The 15618-nt window shown below is 52.8% G+C and carries 12 protein-coding genes; 7 read left to right on the top strand and 5 right to left on the bottom strand.

Features of this window, described 5'->3' with window-relative positions; genetic code table 11:
* Positions 1-207 precede the first annotated feature (207 nt).
* Entirely contained in the window at positions 208-1911 is a 1704-nt protein-coding gene (locus LN341_RS14415) for a sodium:solute symporter family protein (protein WP_234203659.1), read from the bottom strand.
* A gap of 14 nt (positions 1912-1925) precedes the next feature.
* On the bottom strand, positions 1926-2192 hold the full coding sequence (locus LN341_RS14410; protein WP_046222165.1) for a DUF4212 domain-containing protein: 267 nt from the start codon (positions 2190-2192) through the stop codon (positions 1926-1928).
* A 407-nt stretch (positions 2193-2599) separates the two neighbouring features.
* Between LN341_RS14410 and LN341_RS14405 the strand changes: the two genes are divergently transcribed.
* A complete protein-coding gene (locus LN341_RS14405; protein ID WP_234203658.1) occupies positions 2600-4342 on the top strand; it encodes a potassium/proton antiporter in 1743 nt (580 codons plus the stop codon).
* Between the two features lie 8 nt (positions 4343-4350).
* On the opposite strand, the gene LN341_RS14400 is transcribed toward LN341_RS14405, so the two are convergent.
* Entirely contained in the window at positions 4351-4989 is a 639-nt protein-coding gene (locus tag LN341_RS14400) for a response regulator transcription factor (protein ID WP_046222167.1), read from the bottom strand.
* Positions 4990-5127: 138 nt separating this feature from the next.
* The gene (locus LN341_RS14395) at positions 5128-6996 is read right to left on the bottom strand and encodes a protein-disulfide reductase DsbD (RefSeq protein ID WP_234203657.1); all 1869 of its coding nucleotides are present in this window, start codon (positions 6994-6996) and stop codon (positions 5128-5130) included.
* Between the two features lie 368 nt (positions 6997-7364).
* On the opposite strand from LN341_RS14395, the gene LN341_RS14390 reads away from it, so the two are divergent.
* The gene (locus LN341_RS14390; protein ID WP_234203656.1) at positions 7365-7895 is read left to right on the top strand and encodes an FxsA family protein; all 531 of its coding nucleotides are present in this window, start codon (positions 7365-7367) and stop codon (positions 7893-7895) included.
* Positions 7896-7933: 38 nt separating this feature from the next.
* On the opposite strand, the gene LN341_RS14385 is transcribed toward LN341_RS14390, so the two are convergent.
* Positions 7934-9325, bottom strand: coding sequence for an MATE family efflux transporter (locus tag LN341_RS14385; protein WP_234203655.1), 1392 nt, complete (start codon positions 9323-9325; stop codon positions 7934-7936).
* Between the two features lie 216 nt (positions 9326-9541).
* On the opposite strand from LN341_RS14385, the gene LN341_RS14380 reads away from it, so the two are divergent.
* The 5 genes from LN341_RS14380 to LN341_RS14360 all read left to right on the top strand — a co-directional run bounded on the left by LN341_RS14380 (position 9542) and on the right by LN341_RS14360 (position 15537).
* Positions 9542-9832, top strand: coding sequence for a co-chaperone GroES (locus tag LN341_RS14380; protein ID WP_046222170.1), 291 nt, complete (start codon positions 9542-9544; stop codon positions 9830-9832).
* A 41-nt stretch (positions 9833-9873) separates the two neighbouring features.
* Positions 9874-11514 carry a chaperonin GroEL gene (gene groL, locus LN341_RS14375; RefSeq protein WP_046222171.1) on the top strand — a complete coding sequence of 547 codons (1641 nt, stop codon included), beginning with the start codon at positions 9874-9876 and terminating at the stop codon, positions 11512-11514.
* Between the two features lie 1121 nt (positions 11515-12635).
* The gene (gene ltrA / locus LN341_RS14370; protein WP_234205065.1) at positions 12636-14291 is read left to right on the top strand and encodes a group II intron reverse transcriptase/maturase; all 1656 of its coding nucleotides are present in this window, start codon (positions 12636-12638) and stop codon (positions 14289-14291) included.
* Positions 14292-14419: 128 nt separating this feature from the next.
* On the top strand, positions 14420-14572 hold the full coding sequence (locus tag LN341_RS14365) for a DUF1508 domain-containing protein (protein ID WP_234203654.1): 153 nt from the start codon (positions 14420-14422) through the stop codon (positions 14570-14572).
* Positions 14573-14946: 374 nt separating this feature from the next.
* Positions 14947-15537, top strand: coding sequence for a hypothetical protein (locus LN341_RS14360; protein WP_234203653.1), 591 nt, complete (start codon positions 14947-14949; stop codon positions 15535-15537).
* Positions 15538-15618: the final 81 nt, after the last annotated feature.

The raw sequence follows: 15618 nt of genomic DNA, 5'->3' as shown, positions 1-15618 counted from the left end.
CCCCGTTGGTGCGGGGATGAAATGAACGGTTTTCAATCATGGGGTTACCGACGGGGTTCACACCAATGAATCTCGGGCCAGTCTCAGACTTCGGTGTTATCCCTTTGCGCCTGTGCATAAAAAAACGGAGCCATCATGGCTCCGCCAGGGAGTGGGGTTTCCCCCGTTTTGCTACTGAGTGTTGTTATTCTGTCGGTTTAGTTTGGTTTAGTGGCTGTGCGCTGCACCCGACCCTTTCGGATAACGGATAGACTCCACCAGCTCCTGCACATCTTCCGGCACTTCTGCAGTAAACTTGTTGACGACAATCGACACCACAAAGTTCACACACATACCCAGGGTACCGATACCTTCAGGGCTGATACCGAACCACCAGTTGTCCGGGGTGCTGGCCGCCGGGTTGATGAACTTGAAGTAAATGATGTAAGCCGCAGTGAACAGAATCCCGCTCAGCATCCCGGCAATCGCGCCTTCTTTGTTCATCTTCTTATAGAAGATACCCATGATAATCGCCGGGAAGAAGGACGAGGCTGCCAGGCCGAAGGCGAAGGCCACCACCTGGGCGACAAAGCCCGGTGGGTTAATGCCCAGGTATCCCGCACCGATAATCGCCAGTGCTGCCCCGATCCGGGCCGCCCTCAGCTCCTGTTTCTCAGTCATATTCGGCTTGAAGCCTTTCTTGAGCAGGTCATGCGCCACGGAAGTGGAGATCACCAGCAGCAGACCGGCGGCTGTTGACAGTGCTGCCGCCAGACCACCGGCAGCCAGCAGGGCCACGACCCAGTTTGGCAGCTTGGCCAGCTCCGGACTTGCCAGTACGATGATGTCACGGTTGATGTTCATCTCGTTACGCTCGTCGCCTGAGTAGAACATTTTGCCGTCGCCATTTTTGTCTTCCCAGGCAACCAGACCGGTTTTCTCCCAGTTGGTGACCCAGCTTGGTGCCTGTTCTGCAGCCACACCCTGCATGTCCGGACCGTTTAAGGTTTCGAACATATTGATCCGGGCAAACGCCGCCACCGCTGGTGCTGTGGTATAAAGCACAGCAATGAACAGCAGTGCCCAGCCAGCCGAAATACGGGCATCTTTGACACGAGGTACGGTGAAGAAACGGATGATCACGTGTGGCAGACCGGCGGTACCGACCATCAGAGCGGCTGTGATGAAGAAGACATCCACCATGCTCTTGGAGCCGTCAATGTAGGAATTGAAGCCCAGCTCAGTACTCAGACCTTCCAGCTTATCCATCAGATACACATCGCTGCCGCTGATGGTTGAGCCGAAACCGATTTGCGGAATGGCCGAACCGGTGACCATAATCGAGGTGAAGATGGCCGGCACCATAAAGGCGAAAATCAGCACGCAGTACTGCGCAACCTGGGTGTAGGTAATGCCTTTCATGCCTCCCATGACCGCATAGAAGAACACGATTGCCATACCAATGATGATGCCGATATTAATATCGACTTCCAGGAAGCGGGCGAAGACCACACCCACACCACGCATCTGTCCTGCTACATAAGTGAAAGAAACAAAGATGGCACAGAACACAGCAACCATACGGGCCGTGCGTGAGTAGTAACGGTCGCCGATAAAGTCCGGCACGGTAAACTTACCGAATTTACGCAGGTAAGGCGCCAGGCACAGTGCCAGCAGTACATAGCCACCGGTCCAGCCCATCAGGTATACACCGCCGTCGTAGCCGGCAAATGAAATAATCCCGGCCATAGAAATGAACGAAGCGGCAGACATCCAGTCCGCAGCGGTCGCCATGCCGTTAGCAACCGGGTGAACACCGCCACCGGCGACATAGAACTCGCTGGTTGACCCGGCACGGGACCAGATCGCAATCCCGATATAGAGTGCAAAAGACAGACCTACCAGTATGAAGGTCCAGGTTTGAATATCCATGAGTGACGACTCCCTTAATCCTCGTGAACGTTGAATTTGCGGTCCAGCGCGTTCATCTTGTAGACATAGACAAAAATCAGTGCAACAAAGATGTAAATGGAACCTTGCTGTGAAAACCAGAAGCCCAGCTTAAAGCCGCCCAGCTGAAACTGATTCAGGGCATCCACAAACAAAACACCTGCCCCGTATGACACGAGGAACCAGATGGCAAGCAAAGAACCCATAATGGTCAGGTTCTCCTTCCAGTAGGCTTGCGCTTGCTCCTTGGATTCAAACGCCATGGTCATCTCCTTACTATGGTCAGTCATTTTTCAGTTAAAAAAATGTTACGTGATGACAATAGCAAGCTTATTGAAGTGGCACAGTGCAACTTTAGTCGGGCAAAAAACCATCAAATACTGGCTAAAATTAGAAAGTTAGTGATATGACTCAAGAAAAATGGGATGTTAATTTGCTGTTAAGTTAGCCAAAAGTATAAGGCGGACGACAGATAAAAATCAGGCGGTTACCCAAGCGGCTATCCGAAGATTAGCGGGCAAAATAGTGCTTGGTCAGAGTTTGCTGCTGGCTGTGTCGGGAAATTGTTTACATATAGTTTTCTCAATGTCGCTGTATATTAGGGCAAAATACAGAAGCAGCCTGTCGGGTAAGCAGGTTGCTGAATGAATCATAATTTTTTGGAGGATGAGTGGACGCGATTACCATCAACGGTTTTTTTCTGGTTGGCGCTTTACTGATTGCGTTAAGTGTTCTCCTGAGCCCGGTTTCATCCAAGCTGGGCATTCCTATTTTGCTGGTGTTTCTGATTGTCGGCATGATGGCCGGTGAAGACGGCCCGGGCGGTATCTTATTTGATGATTATTCCGTGGCTTATCTGGTCAGTAATCTGGCTCTGGCGATTATTTTGCTGGATGGCGGTATGCGGACCCGGGTGGCCAGTTTTCGGGTCGCCTTGTGGCCGTCGGTGGCACTGGCCACGCTCGGGGTGGCGATTACGACAGCACTGACCGGCCTGATGGCGATCTGGTTGTTTGATCTCGAACCCTTGCAGGGCATTCTGATTGGCGCGATTGTTGGTTCGACCGATGCCGCCGCTGTGTTTTCCCTGCTCAAAGGGCGCAGCCTGAATGAGCGGGTCGGCGCGACGCTGGAGATAGAATCGGGCACCAATGATCCCATGGCGGTGTTTCTGACCGTGACCCTGATTGCGGTCCTCAGCAGCCAGGGGACAGAGTTCAGCGCCGGTTTTCTGGCCCTGAGTTTCGTCAAGCAGTTTGGCATTGGCGCGATCGCCGGGCTGGCGGGCGGCTGGCTATTGTGGCGCCTGATTAATCGCAATCAGCTGCCGGAAGGTCTGTATTCGATCCTGGCGGTCAGCGGCGGATTGATGATCTTTGCGACGTCAAATGCCCTGGGCGGCAGCGGTATTTTATCGATTTATCTGGTGGGGCTGCTGCTGGGCAATCGTCCGACGCGCTGTCGCCATTCGATTCTTAACGTGCTGGACGGCATGACCTGGCTCAGCCAGATTTGTATGTTCCTGGTGCTCGGCCTGCTGGTCACGCCGTCGAATCTGATTGCTATTGCACTCCCCGGACTGGCCTTGGCGTTCGGGATGATTGTCTTTGCCCGTCCGATCTCGGTCTGGATCAGCCTGCTGCCGTTTCGCAGCTTTACGGCGCGGGAGAAATGGTTCATTTCCTGGGTCGGCCTGCGTGGTGCTGTGCCGATTATTCTGGCGGTGTTTCCGATGATGGCCGGACTGCCCAATGCCCAGTTGTATTTTAATCTGGCTTTCTTCGTGGTCATGGTCTCGCTGATCCTGCAGGGGGGCAGCCTGACCAAGGCTATGTCGCTGGCGAAAGTCGAGCTGCCGCCTCGTCCCGAGCCGGTTTCCCGCACTGGGGTGGAAGTGTTTCCCACCAGTGAGTGGGAGCTGTTTGTCTACAAAATGAAAGCGGATAAGTGGTGTATCGGCGAGCCATTGCGTAATTTGTCACTGCCGCTGGGCACCCGGATTGCGGCTGTGTTCCGCGAGCAGCAATTGCTTCACCCCTCGGGCAGTACCCGGCTGGAGGAGGGAGATACCCTGTGCGTGCTGGCGCAGGAGAAAGATCTGGAAGCCCTGAGTCAGTTGTTCAGCGAAGCGCCCGAGAAAGCCGGGCTGGCACGTTTCTTTGGTGACTTTTTTCTCGATGCCGACGCCGTCCTGGCGGACGTGGCGATTGCTTATGGGTTAGAGCTGGGTGAGGTCAGTCCGGCCATGACTCTCAAAGAGCTGGTCATCGCGCATCTGGGTACCCATCAGGTACTCGGGGATAACTTTGAATGGAATGGCCTGCACTGGGTGGTGGCCGATATTGTCAACTGGCAGGTCACTAAAGTGGGCTTACGCCTGCCAGAAGATGATCAGGAAAAGGATGGTGAGTGAGTAACTACTCACTCGTCACTGAGTTCATTGAGCAAAATCACCGCCTGGGTGCGGTTTTTGACCCCGAGTTTGCGGAAAATGGCCGTCATGTGCGCCTTGATGGTGGCTTCTGAGACATTGAGCTCGTAGGCGATCTGCTTGTTGAGCAGGCCATCGGACAGCATGCACAGCACTTTATACTGTTGTGGTGTCAGGGTGGCGATGCGGGCCGCCAGCGCATCCAGTTCGGGGTCGTCTTCATCATCACCGATCCCCGGCGGAAAATAGGGTTCGCCGTCCAGCACCTGATTCAGGGCGCTGATCAGCTCTCGCATATCGCTGGATTTGGGAATAAAGCCAAAGGCGCCGTGATGTCGGACCTGGCGGATGACGGCTGCTTCCTCATTGGCAGAGACCACCACCACAGGCAGCTCAGGATGCTGGGCGCGAAGCTGGATCAGACCGGACATACCATTGGCGCCCGGCATTTTTAAATCCAGCAGCAAGAGATCAACATCCGGCTCTTTATCAAGCAGCTGCAACAGGGTATCGAGAGAATCTGCTTCCAGCAGATTGGCCTTGCTGACCGCCATGTGCACTGACTGAAACAGGGCGTTTCGAAACAGTGGGTGGTCATCGGCAATGACTATAGTGTACTGAGCGTCCATGACATTAAGCTTCTTGTTTTTCTTAACGCTAGCATTGCTGAAATGCCAGATCAATTTGTTCACCCCCAAGATACGAACTGGATCCGTTCCCGCATGTATATTGGGGGCATTTTATGCCAGCAGAGAATAAATTCCTGATTACTGACCGATGAGCTGATTGGCTTTCAGGTGATCGAGAAAGGGCTCAGCTTCAACGAAACCGGTCAGGCGGGCTTTCGGGGCCAGTTCGCCGTCGGCATGCCAGAAATCCAGCGTCGGCAGACCCAGCACATTCATTTTCTGCAGCAGCTTGATGTCGTCCGGTTTACTGTCGGTCACGTCGGCCTGTAACAGGACGAAACGCTGTAATTCCGGCGCCACACTGGCATCGTGGAATGTGTACTTATCAAACTCTTTGCAGGCGACACACCAGTCGGCGTAAAAGTCCAGCATCACAGGCTTGCCTTCGGATTTAGCCTGGGCCAGCGCCGTCGTCAGCTCATCCATACCGGTCACGCGCTGAAAGCTGATCTGCGGCGTGCTCTGCGGCCCGGCCTGTGGCTGAGTGCCGGTCAGCCCCTGATAGACAGGCAGCAGAGCGCCGAGCAGGCCGATGATGGCAATGACACCGACCAGACTGCTGCGCCAGGAATGGGCCATGCCCTGTTTGACATGGTAGAGCCAGCCGAAGGCACCCAGCCCGAAGGCGGACCATAAATAGGGCATCAGATGCGCGGGCAGAATGCGTTCCAGCAGGAACAGCGGTACAGCCAGCAGCACCAGGCCGAAGAATATTTTCACGCTGTCCATCCAGGCGCCTGCTTTCGGCAGCAGGCGGTTGCCGAACAGGGCGACCAGAACCAGCGGGATGCCCATCCCGATTGCCAGCGCATACAGCGCGACAGCGCCGGTCAGTAAGTCGCCGCTTTGTGCCACGTAAATCAAGGCGCCGGATAAGGGCGCCGTGGTGCACGGCGAGCAAACCAGGCCGGAAATGGCGCCCATCGCAAATACGCCGCCGAGCTGGCCGCCTTTTTGCTGATTACTGAGCTGATTCAGCCAGGTCTGCACCCCGGAAGGAAGTTGCAGCGAATAGAGGCCAAACATGGACAGAGCAAGCAGCACAAAGAGCACGCTCAGGCCAATCAGGACATACGGGTGCTGCAGGGCAGCCTGAAACTGCATGCCTGCCGAAGCGACCACTAACCCCAGCAGGGTGTAAGTCAGTGCCATGCCCTGCACATAAGTGAAAGCCAGGGTGAATGTGCGCCCGCTGCTGAGCTGGCCGCGGCCTAACACGATACCGGTCAGGATCGGGTACATAGGCAGAACGCAGGGAGTAAACGCCAGTCCGATACCCAGAGCCAGAAACAGCAACGGTGTCCACCATTGCTGTGCCAGGTCGCTGGCCAGCTGATCCTGCTGGCTCAGTGGCGCACTGCTGCCGAGCGCGAGTCCGGCTGAACCGGCGGATGCTGTTGCCGTTGTTGCTGCCTGATTGTCAGTACTTACTATCAGGTTGACCTTGAGCGGTTCTTGGCCCGATAAAGTTGCACCAGAGTCAGAGGTAACGGCAAACAGCGGCACTTCACGGGTTTCGGGCGGATAGCAGAAACCGGCCTTGGCACAGCCCTGATAGCGAACAGTCAGGGTTGCCTTGTCGTTGGCCTGGGCAATGGGAACAGTGAGCGCCAGAGACTCAGGGTAAATCTGTACCTCGCCGAAAAATTCATCCTTGTAGGGTGTGCCTGCCGGCAATCGGATATCGCCGATGCTGGCCCCGTTTGCCACCACGGAGAACTGATGCTGATACAGGTAGTATCCCGGTTTGACCTGCCAGTCGAGCACCAGTTGATCGTCGCTTTGCGAAAAGTTAAAGGCAAACGCCTGATCAACAGGGACAAAACTGTTCTGACTTGATGAGTCTGTCAGCCCGGGCAGAGAAAATTCGGCCCGCAGCGGCAGGCTGAGTATCAGCAGGCTGAAGACAAATAAACGCGTAATCGGCAAGTGTCGCAGTATAGTCATCGGATTCGGGCTCGTTCAGTCTCGGGTCTCAGGCTTGAAGATGGCGTCTTGATGTCGCCAATATACCCCATATGGGGGCAAAGTGTCAGACCCGAGAAATCAGGCTGAGTTTCATTGTCTGTGTTCTCAGGCAATTATAGCTCCCCCTGGCTTGGTTCAGTGGCTTCACCGCGGTTGGTTGCAGTGCTTCAGCCGGGTCAGCGGCAAAAAATCGATGCAGAAAGGTGATCCAGCTAAAAGCCTCTGCTGCTATGGTTGAAAATCAGGGCAATCTCGCCATCATAGGCGGCATCTTTGCGTGATGTGGCTGCAGCTCAGCTGTGGACGATAGTTTCCTGAATAGTCGCTAGTCTGAATAAGGGGTGTTTGTGTTTCCGGTACTTTTGTTTTTATTTATCCTGGTTCCCATCATAGAGATCGCCCTGTTTGTGCAGGTCGGCGGCGTGCTTGGCCTGTGGCCGACACTGTTTCTTGTGCTGCTGACGGCCGTGGTCGGCGCCTCACTGGTTCGCAGTCAGGGCATTGCGACCCTGATGTCGGTGCAGGATCGGCTGAATAAAGGAGAATTGCCCGCTCAGCAAATTGTGGAAGGTGTGATGCTGGCGGTCGCCGGTGTGCTGTTGCTGACACCGGGTTTTATGACAGACACCCTGGGGCTGGTGGTTCTTCTGCCCGGACCGCGTGCCGCACTGGCAAAATATCTGATGACGAAAGTGAAAGTGCAGAGCATGCATCAGAGCGGCTTTGGCGGTGGCTTTGGTTCGCAAGGGCCGTTTTCAGACCGCGACCCTTTCCAGCGCGATCAAAACGGGGATGTGTATGACGGCGAATATGAGCGCAAAGACAAGCAAGAGAAAAAAGACCAGTCTGATGATGATGATCAGCACAGGCTGCACTGAGTCTTCAAGATCGGAGGGATGATTGCGAGCCGGGCTTGCTATCGGGAACGTGACGGCGAGACGGCTTTGTGCCTGAGTCCTGCCCTGACATGCCGCCGGTGCAGCCTGCGCGCATAAACCAAGGCTGCCAGTCCGCACAGCAGATTGGCCACGGCAATGCCGGTAAATATCCCTTCGGTCCCGTTCATTTGCCCGCCAATCCAGGCGGCCGGTAGCAGCAGGCCGAACAGGCGGATCAGGTTCCACAGCAATGCCTGAAAAGACAGGTGCATGGCGTTCAGGGCATTAATCAACTGCATACACACGGCCAGCAAGCCATAACTGGCCGGGACCAGGATCAGGTAATGCCACAGCTGGGTCTGTACCGCTTGATCCTGGCTGAACATAGCGGAGATCGGCCAGCTCAGCGGTACCATCATCACAAACACCAGCAACTGAAAGCCCAGGGCAAATTTCATGGCCGTAAACAGGGCATCAAAGGCTCGTTTGGGTTGCTCGGCGCCAAAATTCTGTGCCATGAAAGGCATCAGGGCCGAGCTCAGGGCAAACATCACCAGCATCAGCAGCGATTCCACCCGCATCGCCGCGCCATAGGCGGCCACCGATGCGGTGCCCTGGGCGGCCAGCAATGTCATCACCAGGGCGTTGGATAAAGGCGCCAGCGCGTTGGACAGCCCGGCCGGAGTGCCGATGTGCAGTATTTGTCGCCAGTCGGCAAAGATGAGCCGCAGATCCGGTACCGCCAGCAGCTTTTCGCGCACAATCAAAATGCGTAACGACCAGACTAGCGCCACCGCCCAGCTGACACCGCTGGAAATGGCCGCGCCGCGCACACCCAGTTCCGGAAACGGGCCATAGCCAAAAATCAGCAGGGGATCGAGTACGCCGTTGATCACCCCGGCCAGCATCATGATTTTTGCCGGGGTTTTGGCGTCTCCCGTGGCCCGGATCGCACTGTTACCGGCCATGGGAATGACCAGCAGCGGAATCGCCAGATACCAGATTTCCATATAGTCATGAATAATCGGCAGCAGGCTGTCTTCGGCGCCCAGCAGGCGGAACAGCGGATTGATGGTCAGCAGCCCGGCGATGACAGCGACGATCACCAAAAGCAGTGCCAGTAACAAGCCATGACTGGAGACTCTGGCCGCCGCCTGGCTGCTGCCGCTGCCCAGCAGACGACCAATGCAGGCGGATAAACCCACACCGACCCCCATGGTGATCGAGTTCAGGGCAAAAGTGACCGGGAAGGTGAAACTGACCGCCGCCAGCGCCTGGGTGCCCAGCAGTGAAATGAAGAAAGTATCGACCAGATTAAACATCAGGATAGCGACCATGCCAAACACCATAGGAATGGTCAGGCGGCGCAGGACTTCCGGAATCGGATCGGACAGTAAACCGTGTTTATCAGGTCGTACAGTTTGGGTCATAAGGCTCTCTGGTCTGTCTTTGCCAGCACACCCTAATGCAAAGAATGTGATCGGGCAAAAAATCTGGCACAAAAAGTAAAAAAAATTATCGTCAGGACTTGGGTTCCAGAAAAACGACCCAACATGTCTAAGTAACAGTTTTCGCGGGATGGCCCTGATGGCCTTTCTGCTTTCTCACAACCCATAGATATTACCAAAATCAGGAGAGACGACCCGATGAATATTCGTCCTTTACATGACCGAGTGATCGTTGAGCGCCAGGAAGTTGAATCAAAATCTGCTGGTGGCATCGTTCTGACTGGTTCTGCTGCAGAAAAGTCTACCCGCGGTATCGTACTGGCTGTGGGCAAAGGCCGCATTCTGGAGAATGGTTCTGTGCAGCCATTGGACGTGAAAGTTGGCGACAGCGTGATCTTCGCTGAAGGTTATGCCACCAAGTCCGAGAAGATCGACGGTAAAGAAGTTCTCATCATGTCTGAAAATGACATCTTGGCAATCGTTGAATAATCCATTCACTTTGAATTAAGAATTAAGAAAGGAAGATAAACATGGCTGCTAAAGACGTAAAATTCGGTAACGATGCTCGCGTAAAAATGCTGGAAGGTGTCAACGTTCTGGCCGATGCTGTAAAAGTCACCCTGGGCCCGAAAGGCCGTAACGTTGTGCTGGATAAATCATTCGGTGCGCCGGTTATCACGAAAGATGGCGTTTCTGTTGCCCGTGAAATTGAACTGGAAGACAAATTCCAGAACATGGGTGCGCAAATGGTCAAAGAAGTGGCGTCTCAGGCCAATGATGCGGCGGGCGACGGTACCACAACAGCCACCGTTCTGGCTCAGGCGATCATCACCGAAGGTTTGAAAGCGGTCGCAGCGGGCATGAACCCGATGGATCTGAAGCGCGGTATCGATAAAGCCGTGATCGCTGCGGTAGAAGAACTGAAAGCGCTGTCTTCTCCTTGTGCAGACAGCAAAGCGATCGCGCAGGTTGGTACGATTTCTGCCAACTCTGACTCTACCGTGGGTAACATCATTGCTGAAGCGATGGAAAAAGTAGGCCGTGACGGCGTGATCACGGTTGAAGAAGGTCAGGCGCTGCATGACGAGCTGGACGTGGTTGAAGGGATGCAGTTCGATCGTGGCTACCTGTCTCCTTACTTCATCAACAACCAGGAAGCGGGCAGTGTTGAGCTGGAAAGTCCGTTCATCCTGCTGGTAGACAAGAAAATTTCTAACATCCGTGAACTGCTGCCAACACTGGAAGCGGTGGCGAAAGCCTCTCGTCCTCTGCTGATCATTGCAGAAGATGTGGAAGGTGAAGCGCTGGCTACCCTGGTAGTGAACAACATGCGTGGCATTGTGAAAGTGGCTGCGGTTAAAGCGCCAGGCTTCGGTGATCGCCGTAAAGCGATGCTGCAGGACATCGCTGTACTGACTGCCGGTACTGTGATTTCTGAAGAAATCGGCATGGAACTGGATAAAGTGACGCTGGAAGATCTGGGTCAGGCCAAGCGTATCTCTATCACCAAAGAAAATACCACCATCATTGATGGCCACGGTGAAGAAGTGGCGATTCAGGGTCGTGTGACTCAGATCCGTCAGCAAATCGAAGACGCAACTTCTGACTATGACAAAGAGAAACTGCAAGAGCGTGTCGCCAAACTGGCTGGCGGTGTTGCGGTGATCAAAGTCGGTGCAGCGACTGAAGTTGAAATGAAAGAGAAGAAAGACCGCGTTGAAGATGCCCTGCACGCAACCCGTGCTGCGGTTGAAGAAGGCGTGGTTGCCGGTGGTGGTGTTGCCCTGATCCGTGCCGCTTCTAAGCTGGCTGATCTGACCGGCGATAACGAAGAGCAAACTGTCGGTATCCGTGTTGCACTGCGTGCCATGGAAGCGCCTATCCGTCAAATCACCCGTAATGCCGGCGATGAAGAATCTGTCGTGGCGAACGAAGTGAAGCGTGGCGAAGGTAACTACGGTTACAACGCGGCCACTGGCGAGTACGGCGACATGCTGGAAATGGGTATCCTGGATCCAACCAAAGTGACGCGTTCTGCGCTGCAGTTCGCCGCTTCTGTTGCGGGTCTGATGATCACCACCGAAGCCATGGTCACTGAACTGCCTAAAGCTGACGCGCCTGACATGAGCGCGGCAATGGGCGGCATGGGTGGTATGGGCGGCATGATGTAGTGCGACGAGAGTCGCGTAGGTAGCTAGCCGAGCGGGCTACGTCCATAGTGGTTACTAACTTCAAGTTGTAACCACTATCCACCCGCCGAAATAGCAAATAAATAAAACCCGATATTCGGGCTGAACCCAAGCCCGAATATCGGTCCTCGTAAGAGGTCCGATTTTAGGCATGGGCGAAAGTCTGTGTCCCTCGCTTTAGGCGAATGATATACGTTGAAGCAACACTATTAGTGTCTGTGAAGTAACGGGAATATTCGTGTCTTATTTAAGCTTGAGCCACCTGCACGGTGCGAAGCTGTTTTCATTATTGTCTTAGCCAATCTCTTACTCGGACGGGTAGGTTATTGGATAGTAAGACCTGTTGTTCAGCCAATAGTAGCCTAGGGATAGTGCATCTGCGGTAACGCGGTGTGCGGAGCTTCCTGACAATGTACCCCCACGCAAGTGGTTAATCCTTGCTGCGAAGTGAAGGTTAAGACAATCGCCAATAGCAGGCGGTTTAGGGGCTAGGTTGGGTTATATGGTTAACGTAAGTGAACTACTGATAAACACCGTCAGCCGCGACGAGCGTAACGCTATTGTCGTGTCGATTAATTATCCCTTTGGGAGGATTAGTCGTCACTAACGCTCTGACCAAAAGGTATATGGCCGGTTATCTCTTTTACATCTGGGGATACGCTGACTCATGCGCCATCGGTGGATAGGTAGAACCTAAGTAACTCATGTAATGAAAACGGAACTCGGAAACCCCGTATCTTTGCCTATCAACTGGCAGGCAACTCGCAAGAGAAGCTGTTGAGGGTGCGGGCACAGGAGAGCAGAAGAAGCGAAAGTCAGCTTGTAATGAGCTGGATAGAAAGCCAACGTGCTTTCACCGGAAACGGGGCCCACGTCTGCTTGGTCTTTAATTGCGTGAAAATCAGTAAAGCCGTTAAATTTTACGGTAATTGAAACTGTCAGAGCCCAATTGTGGGCGTTACCTTTCCTATTGGAGGATTCCGGGTACTGTCAGCAACAAGTTCAAGCCTCATAGGGTAAATCTCTGCCCTATGGGGCACAGATGCGCCTTGTGTTGTTTGATTAACTTATCGTTAATGGAGGAAAGCAAGGTGCATACTTCAATGCAAATTGGCGTATCTGCATCCTCCCACCAGACACAGCAGTGGCACAGCATCGACTGGTCACTAATGTATCGTACGGTGAGAGGGCTACAGGTACGGATCGCAAAGGCAACGAAAAAGTCTGACTGGCGACAGGTCAAAAGACTGCAACGCATGTTAACTCGTTCGTTTGCTGCCAAGGTGATAGCCATTCGGCGCGTCACTGAAAACAGAGGGAAAAACACACCGGGTGTTGATGGAGAAATCTGGAACACTCCTGCTTTGAAATGGGGAGTCATAGATCAGCTGACGCGTAAAGGCTACAAGCCAATGCCGCTGAGGCGAGTCTATATCCCTAAAGCCAATGGCAAACGCAGGCCGCTGGGAATACCAACCATGCGTGATAGAGCAATGCAGGCACTATACCTGTTAGCTCTTGAACCCATATCGGAAACCACGGCGGATCGAAACAGCTATGGCTTTCGCCCGAATCGCTCTTGTGCTGATGCTATCGAACAATGCTTCGTGAATCTCAGTCGCAAGGCTAGTGCTCGTTGGGTGCTGGAGGGTGATATCAAAGGGTGTTTTGACTTTATCAGCCATGACTGGTTTATCGACAATATCCCTATGGATAAGGCGATACTCAAGAAATGGCTGAAATCCGGATTTATGGAATCTGGGAAGTTTAACTCGACGGAGGCGGGTACACCACAAGGTGGGATTATCTCACCCGTACTTGCCAATATGGCCTTAGATGGACTGGAAACGGTGCTCGAAACCCACTTCGGGAAGAAAAACACAAAAGCCAGTTACAAAACTAAGGTCAATTATGTGCGTTATGCAGATGACTTTATCATCACTGGAATCTCGAAAGAGCTACTGGAAAATGAGGTTTTACCCATTGTTGAAGCCTTTATGGCCGAACGTGGACTGCAATTGTCAGCAGAAAAAACGCTGATCACGCACATAGACGACGGGTTCGATTTTCTCGGGCAGAATTTGCGTAAATACGACGGCAAGATGTTGATCAAGCCGTCAAAGAAAAACGTGAAGAATTTTCTGCGCGGTATACGAGATTATCTCAACAGCCATAAAACGGTGCCAGCTTCAGCGGTGATAGCGAAGTTGAATCCGATGATCAGAGGATGGTGTAACTACCACCGCTGGGTATGTGCGAGTGAGACATTCAAGTATATCGATTACCGGATCTGGAAAATGTTGTGGCAGTGGTGCCGCCGAATTCATTTGAATCGCCGTAAGCGCTGGATTAAAGAGAAATACTTTAAATCAGTGGGCGATAGAAACTGGGTATTCAGTGCACTGAAACCGAAAGGGGAAGATGGTCACTACCGCTTGCTGAGTGCAGCGAGAGTGAAAATCGATAAACATGTGAAAATTCGGGCAATAGCTAACTGTTACCTACCGGAGGACGAACAATACTTTGAGCGTCTGAAGATGCAAAGATTGAAGAAATCTTTGTCGGGTAACTGGAAGCTATGGAAGATTGTCGAGAGACAAGACTACAAATGTGCGGTATGCCACCAGCAGTTCTGCTCAGAGGATGAATGGGATATTCACCATATTGTCAGAAGAGTGGATGGCGGAACGGACATGAGCTCGAATTTGATGATGTTGCATATCAATTGTCATAGGCAGCTTCATACACATGACCATTGATAGTCCCGTTTCAACGAACAATTGCTTGCTTATTGATGCAGGCAAGATACTATTATATTCAACTATGATTTATGAGTTGTATCTCATAGTCTTGATGTTTGATGTATTAACTTTGTTCGGAGTAACATATGGATACATGGGAATTTTATCAAGACAATTCAAGTCTCTGGCGCTGGCGTCGTACTGCGTCTAATGGTCGTATTGTTGGAGCATCCAGTCAGGGATATGTAAACAGATCGGATTGTGTTGATAACGCAAAACGTAATGGTTACGCAGGCTAAAGTTGCTGGCTCGCACGCAAGTGCGGGTTCATAAAGGCTTGAGCCGTATGCGGGGAAACTCGCTCGTACGGTTCTTAGGGGGCGGGGGCGCAGTAATGCGTCGCCGCTACCCGACATCAGCCCGTCACCTGTTGATGTCTACAAGAACCCGCCGCATGGCGGGTTCTTTGTTTCTGGCTGCCGCTATCTTGTCATCGTAAGGCGAGCCATTGCAGATTGGCATGAGTGATAGGTAAGTTGCCAGTCTGTAACCATGCTGACTATCAGTACACTTTTATTATTGTCTTTGTTGCATATTTTCTTTTCAGCCGTAGCTTTGTGTTTGCGCCTGGTTTAAGACTCTGTGTTTTCAACTGTATTTCAGAGGAATCACTATGTTGAAACACTCTTTGGCGTTGTTCATGGCTGGTTGTGCTCTTGGGACCACGAACAGCTTTGCCGGTGATGCCGAGCAAAGCTTTATTGAACAATATCATCTGGATGCTCAAATCCACCAGATCCCGGGCGATCAGATGCTGTCTGATGAGCGTTTGAGTGAAATGTTCCAGGCGCAGTCGAGAAGAATGACCATCTGCCGGGGCGATTTCATACCTGACGGCTATGTTATCACCGGCACCACAGTGAATTTTGATTGTGGCAGCTGGCAGCACAGTGACAATGCTTACATCCTGACGGTCGCGCCAAAGGACGGTTCACGGTTTAACACTTGCGCCGGATACCACAGCCGGGTATACGACGGTTTTGTGATTATCGCCAACATCTATAATCCGGCCTGTAATTTTGGTTCCGGCAATTCCGTGAACGGAAGTACACAAGTCTATGCAGATAAATACCGATCCAGATTTACCGTTTGTGCGAATTCTCCGATTCCCAGTAACTACACCCTTGGCAGACATCACTTCTCGATCAGTTGTCGGGTCGGTTCTAGCATGAGCAACAATGCTTATGAAATTACCCGAAATTAATGCAGTTTGACACTGAAATGCTCGAAGCCCGCAGCTTGCTGCGGGCTTGATTGATGCTTGAAGGCAAAACAAGAACGACCC

It is taken from the genome of Photobacterium sp. TLY01 (assembly GCF_021432065.1).
Taxonomy (GTDB): domain Bacteria; phylum Pseudomonadota; class Gammaproteobacteria; order Enterobacterales; family Vibrionaceae; genus Photobacterium; species Photobacterium halotolerans_A.
The sequence above is the reverse complement of the archived record's forward strand: the minus strand, read 5'-3'. Positions and strand labels throughout refer to the sequence as shown.

What these genes read in the sequence shown, in the direction of transcription:
- LN341_RS14380 (WP_046222170.1), top strand. Translation starts at nt 9,542, where the DNA reads ATGAATATTCGTCCTTTACATGACCGAGTGATCGTTGAGCGCCAGGAA.
- LN341_RS14400 (WP_046222167.1), bottom strand. Translation starts at nt 4,989, where the DNA reads ATGGACGCTCAGTACACTATAGTCATTGCCGATGACCACCCACTGTTT.
- groL (WP_046222171.1), top strand. Translation starts at nt 9,874, where the DNA reads ATGGCTGCTAAAGACGTAAAATTCGGTAACGATGCTCGCGTAAAAATG.
- LN341_RS14365 (WP_234203654.1), top strand. Translation starts at nt 14,420, where the DNA reads ATGGATACATGGGAATTTTATCAAGACAATTCAAGTCTCTGGCGCTGG.
- LN341_RS14360 (WP_234203653.1), top strand. Translation starts at nt 14,947, where the DNA reads ATGTTGAAACACTCTTTGGCGTTGTTCATGGCTGGTTGTGCTCTTGGG.
- LN341_RS14415 (WP_234203659.1), bottom strand. Translation starts at nt 1,911, where the DNA reads ATGGATATTCAAACCTGGACCTTCATACTGGTAGGTCTGTCTTTTGCA.
- LN341_RS14385 (WP_234203655.1), bottom strand. Translation starts at nt 9,325, where the DNA reads ATGACCCAAACTGTACGACCTGATAAACACGGTTTACTGTCCGATCCG.
- LN341_RS14410 (WP_046222165.1), bottom strand. Translation starts at nt 2,192, where the DNA reads ATGGCGTTTGAATCCAAGGAGCAAGCGCAAGCCTACTGGAAGGAGAAC.
- ltrA (WP_234205065.1), top strand. Translation starts at nt 12,636, where the DNA reads ATGCAAATTGGCGTATCTGCATCCTCCCACCAGACACAGCAGTGGCAC.
- LN341_RS14395 (WP_234203657.1), bottom strand. Translation starts at nt 6,996, where the DNA reads ATGACTATACTGCGACACTTGCCGATTACGCGTTTATTTGTCTTCAGC.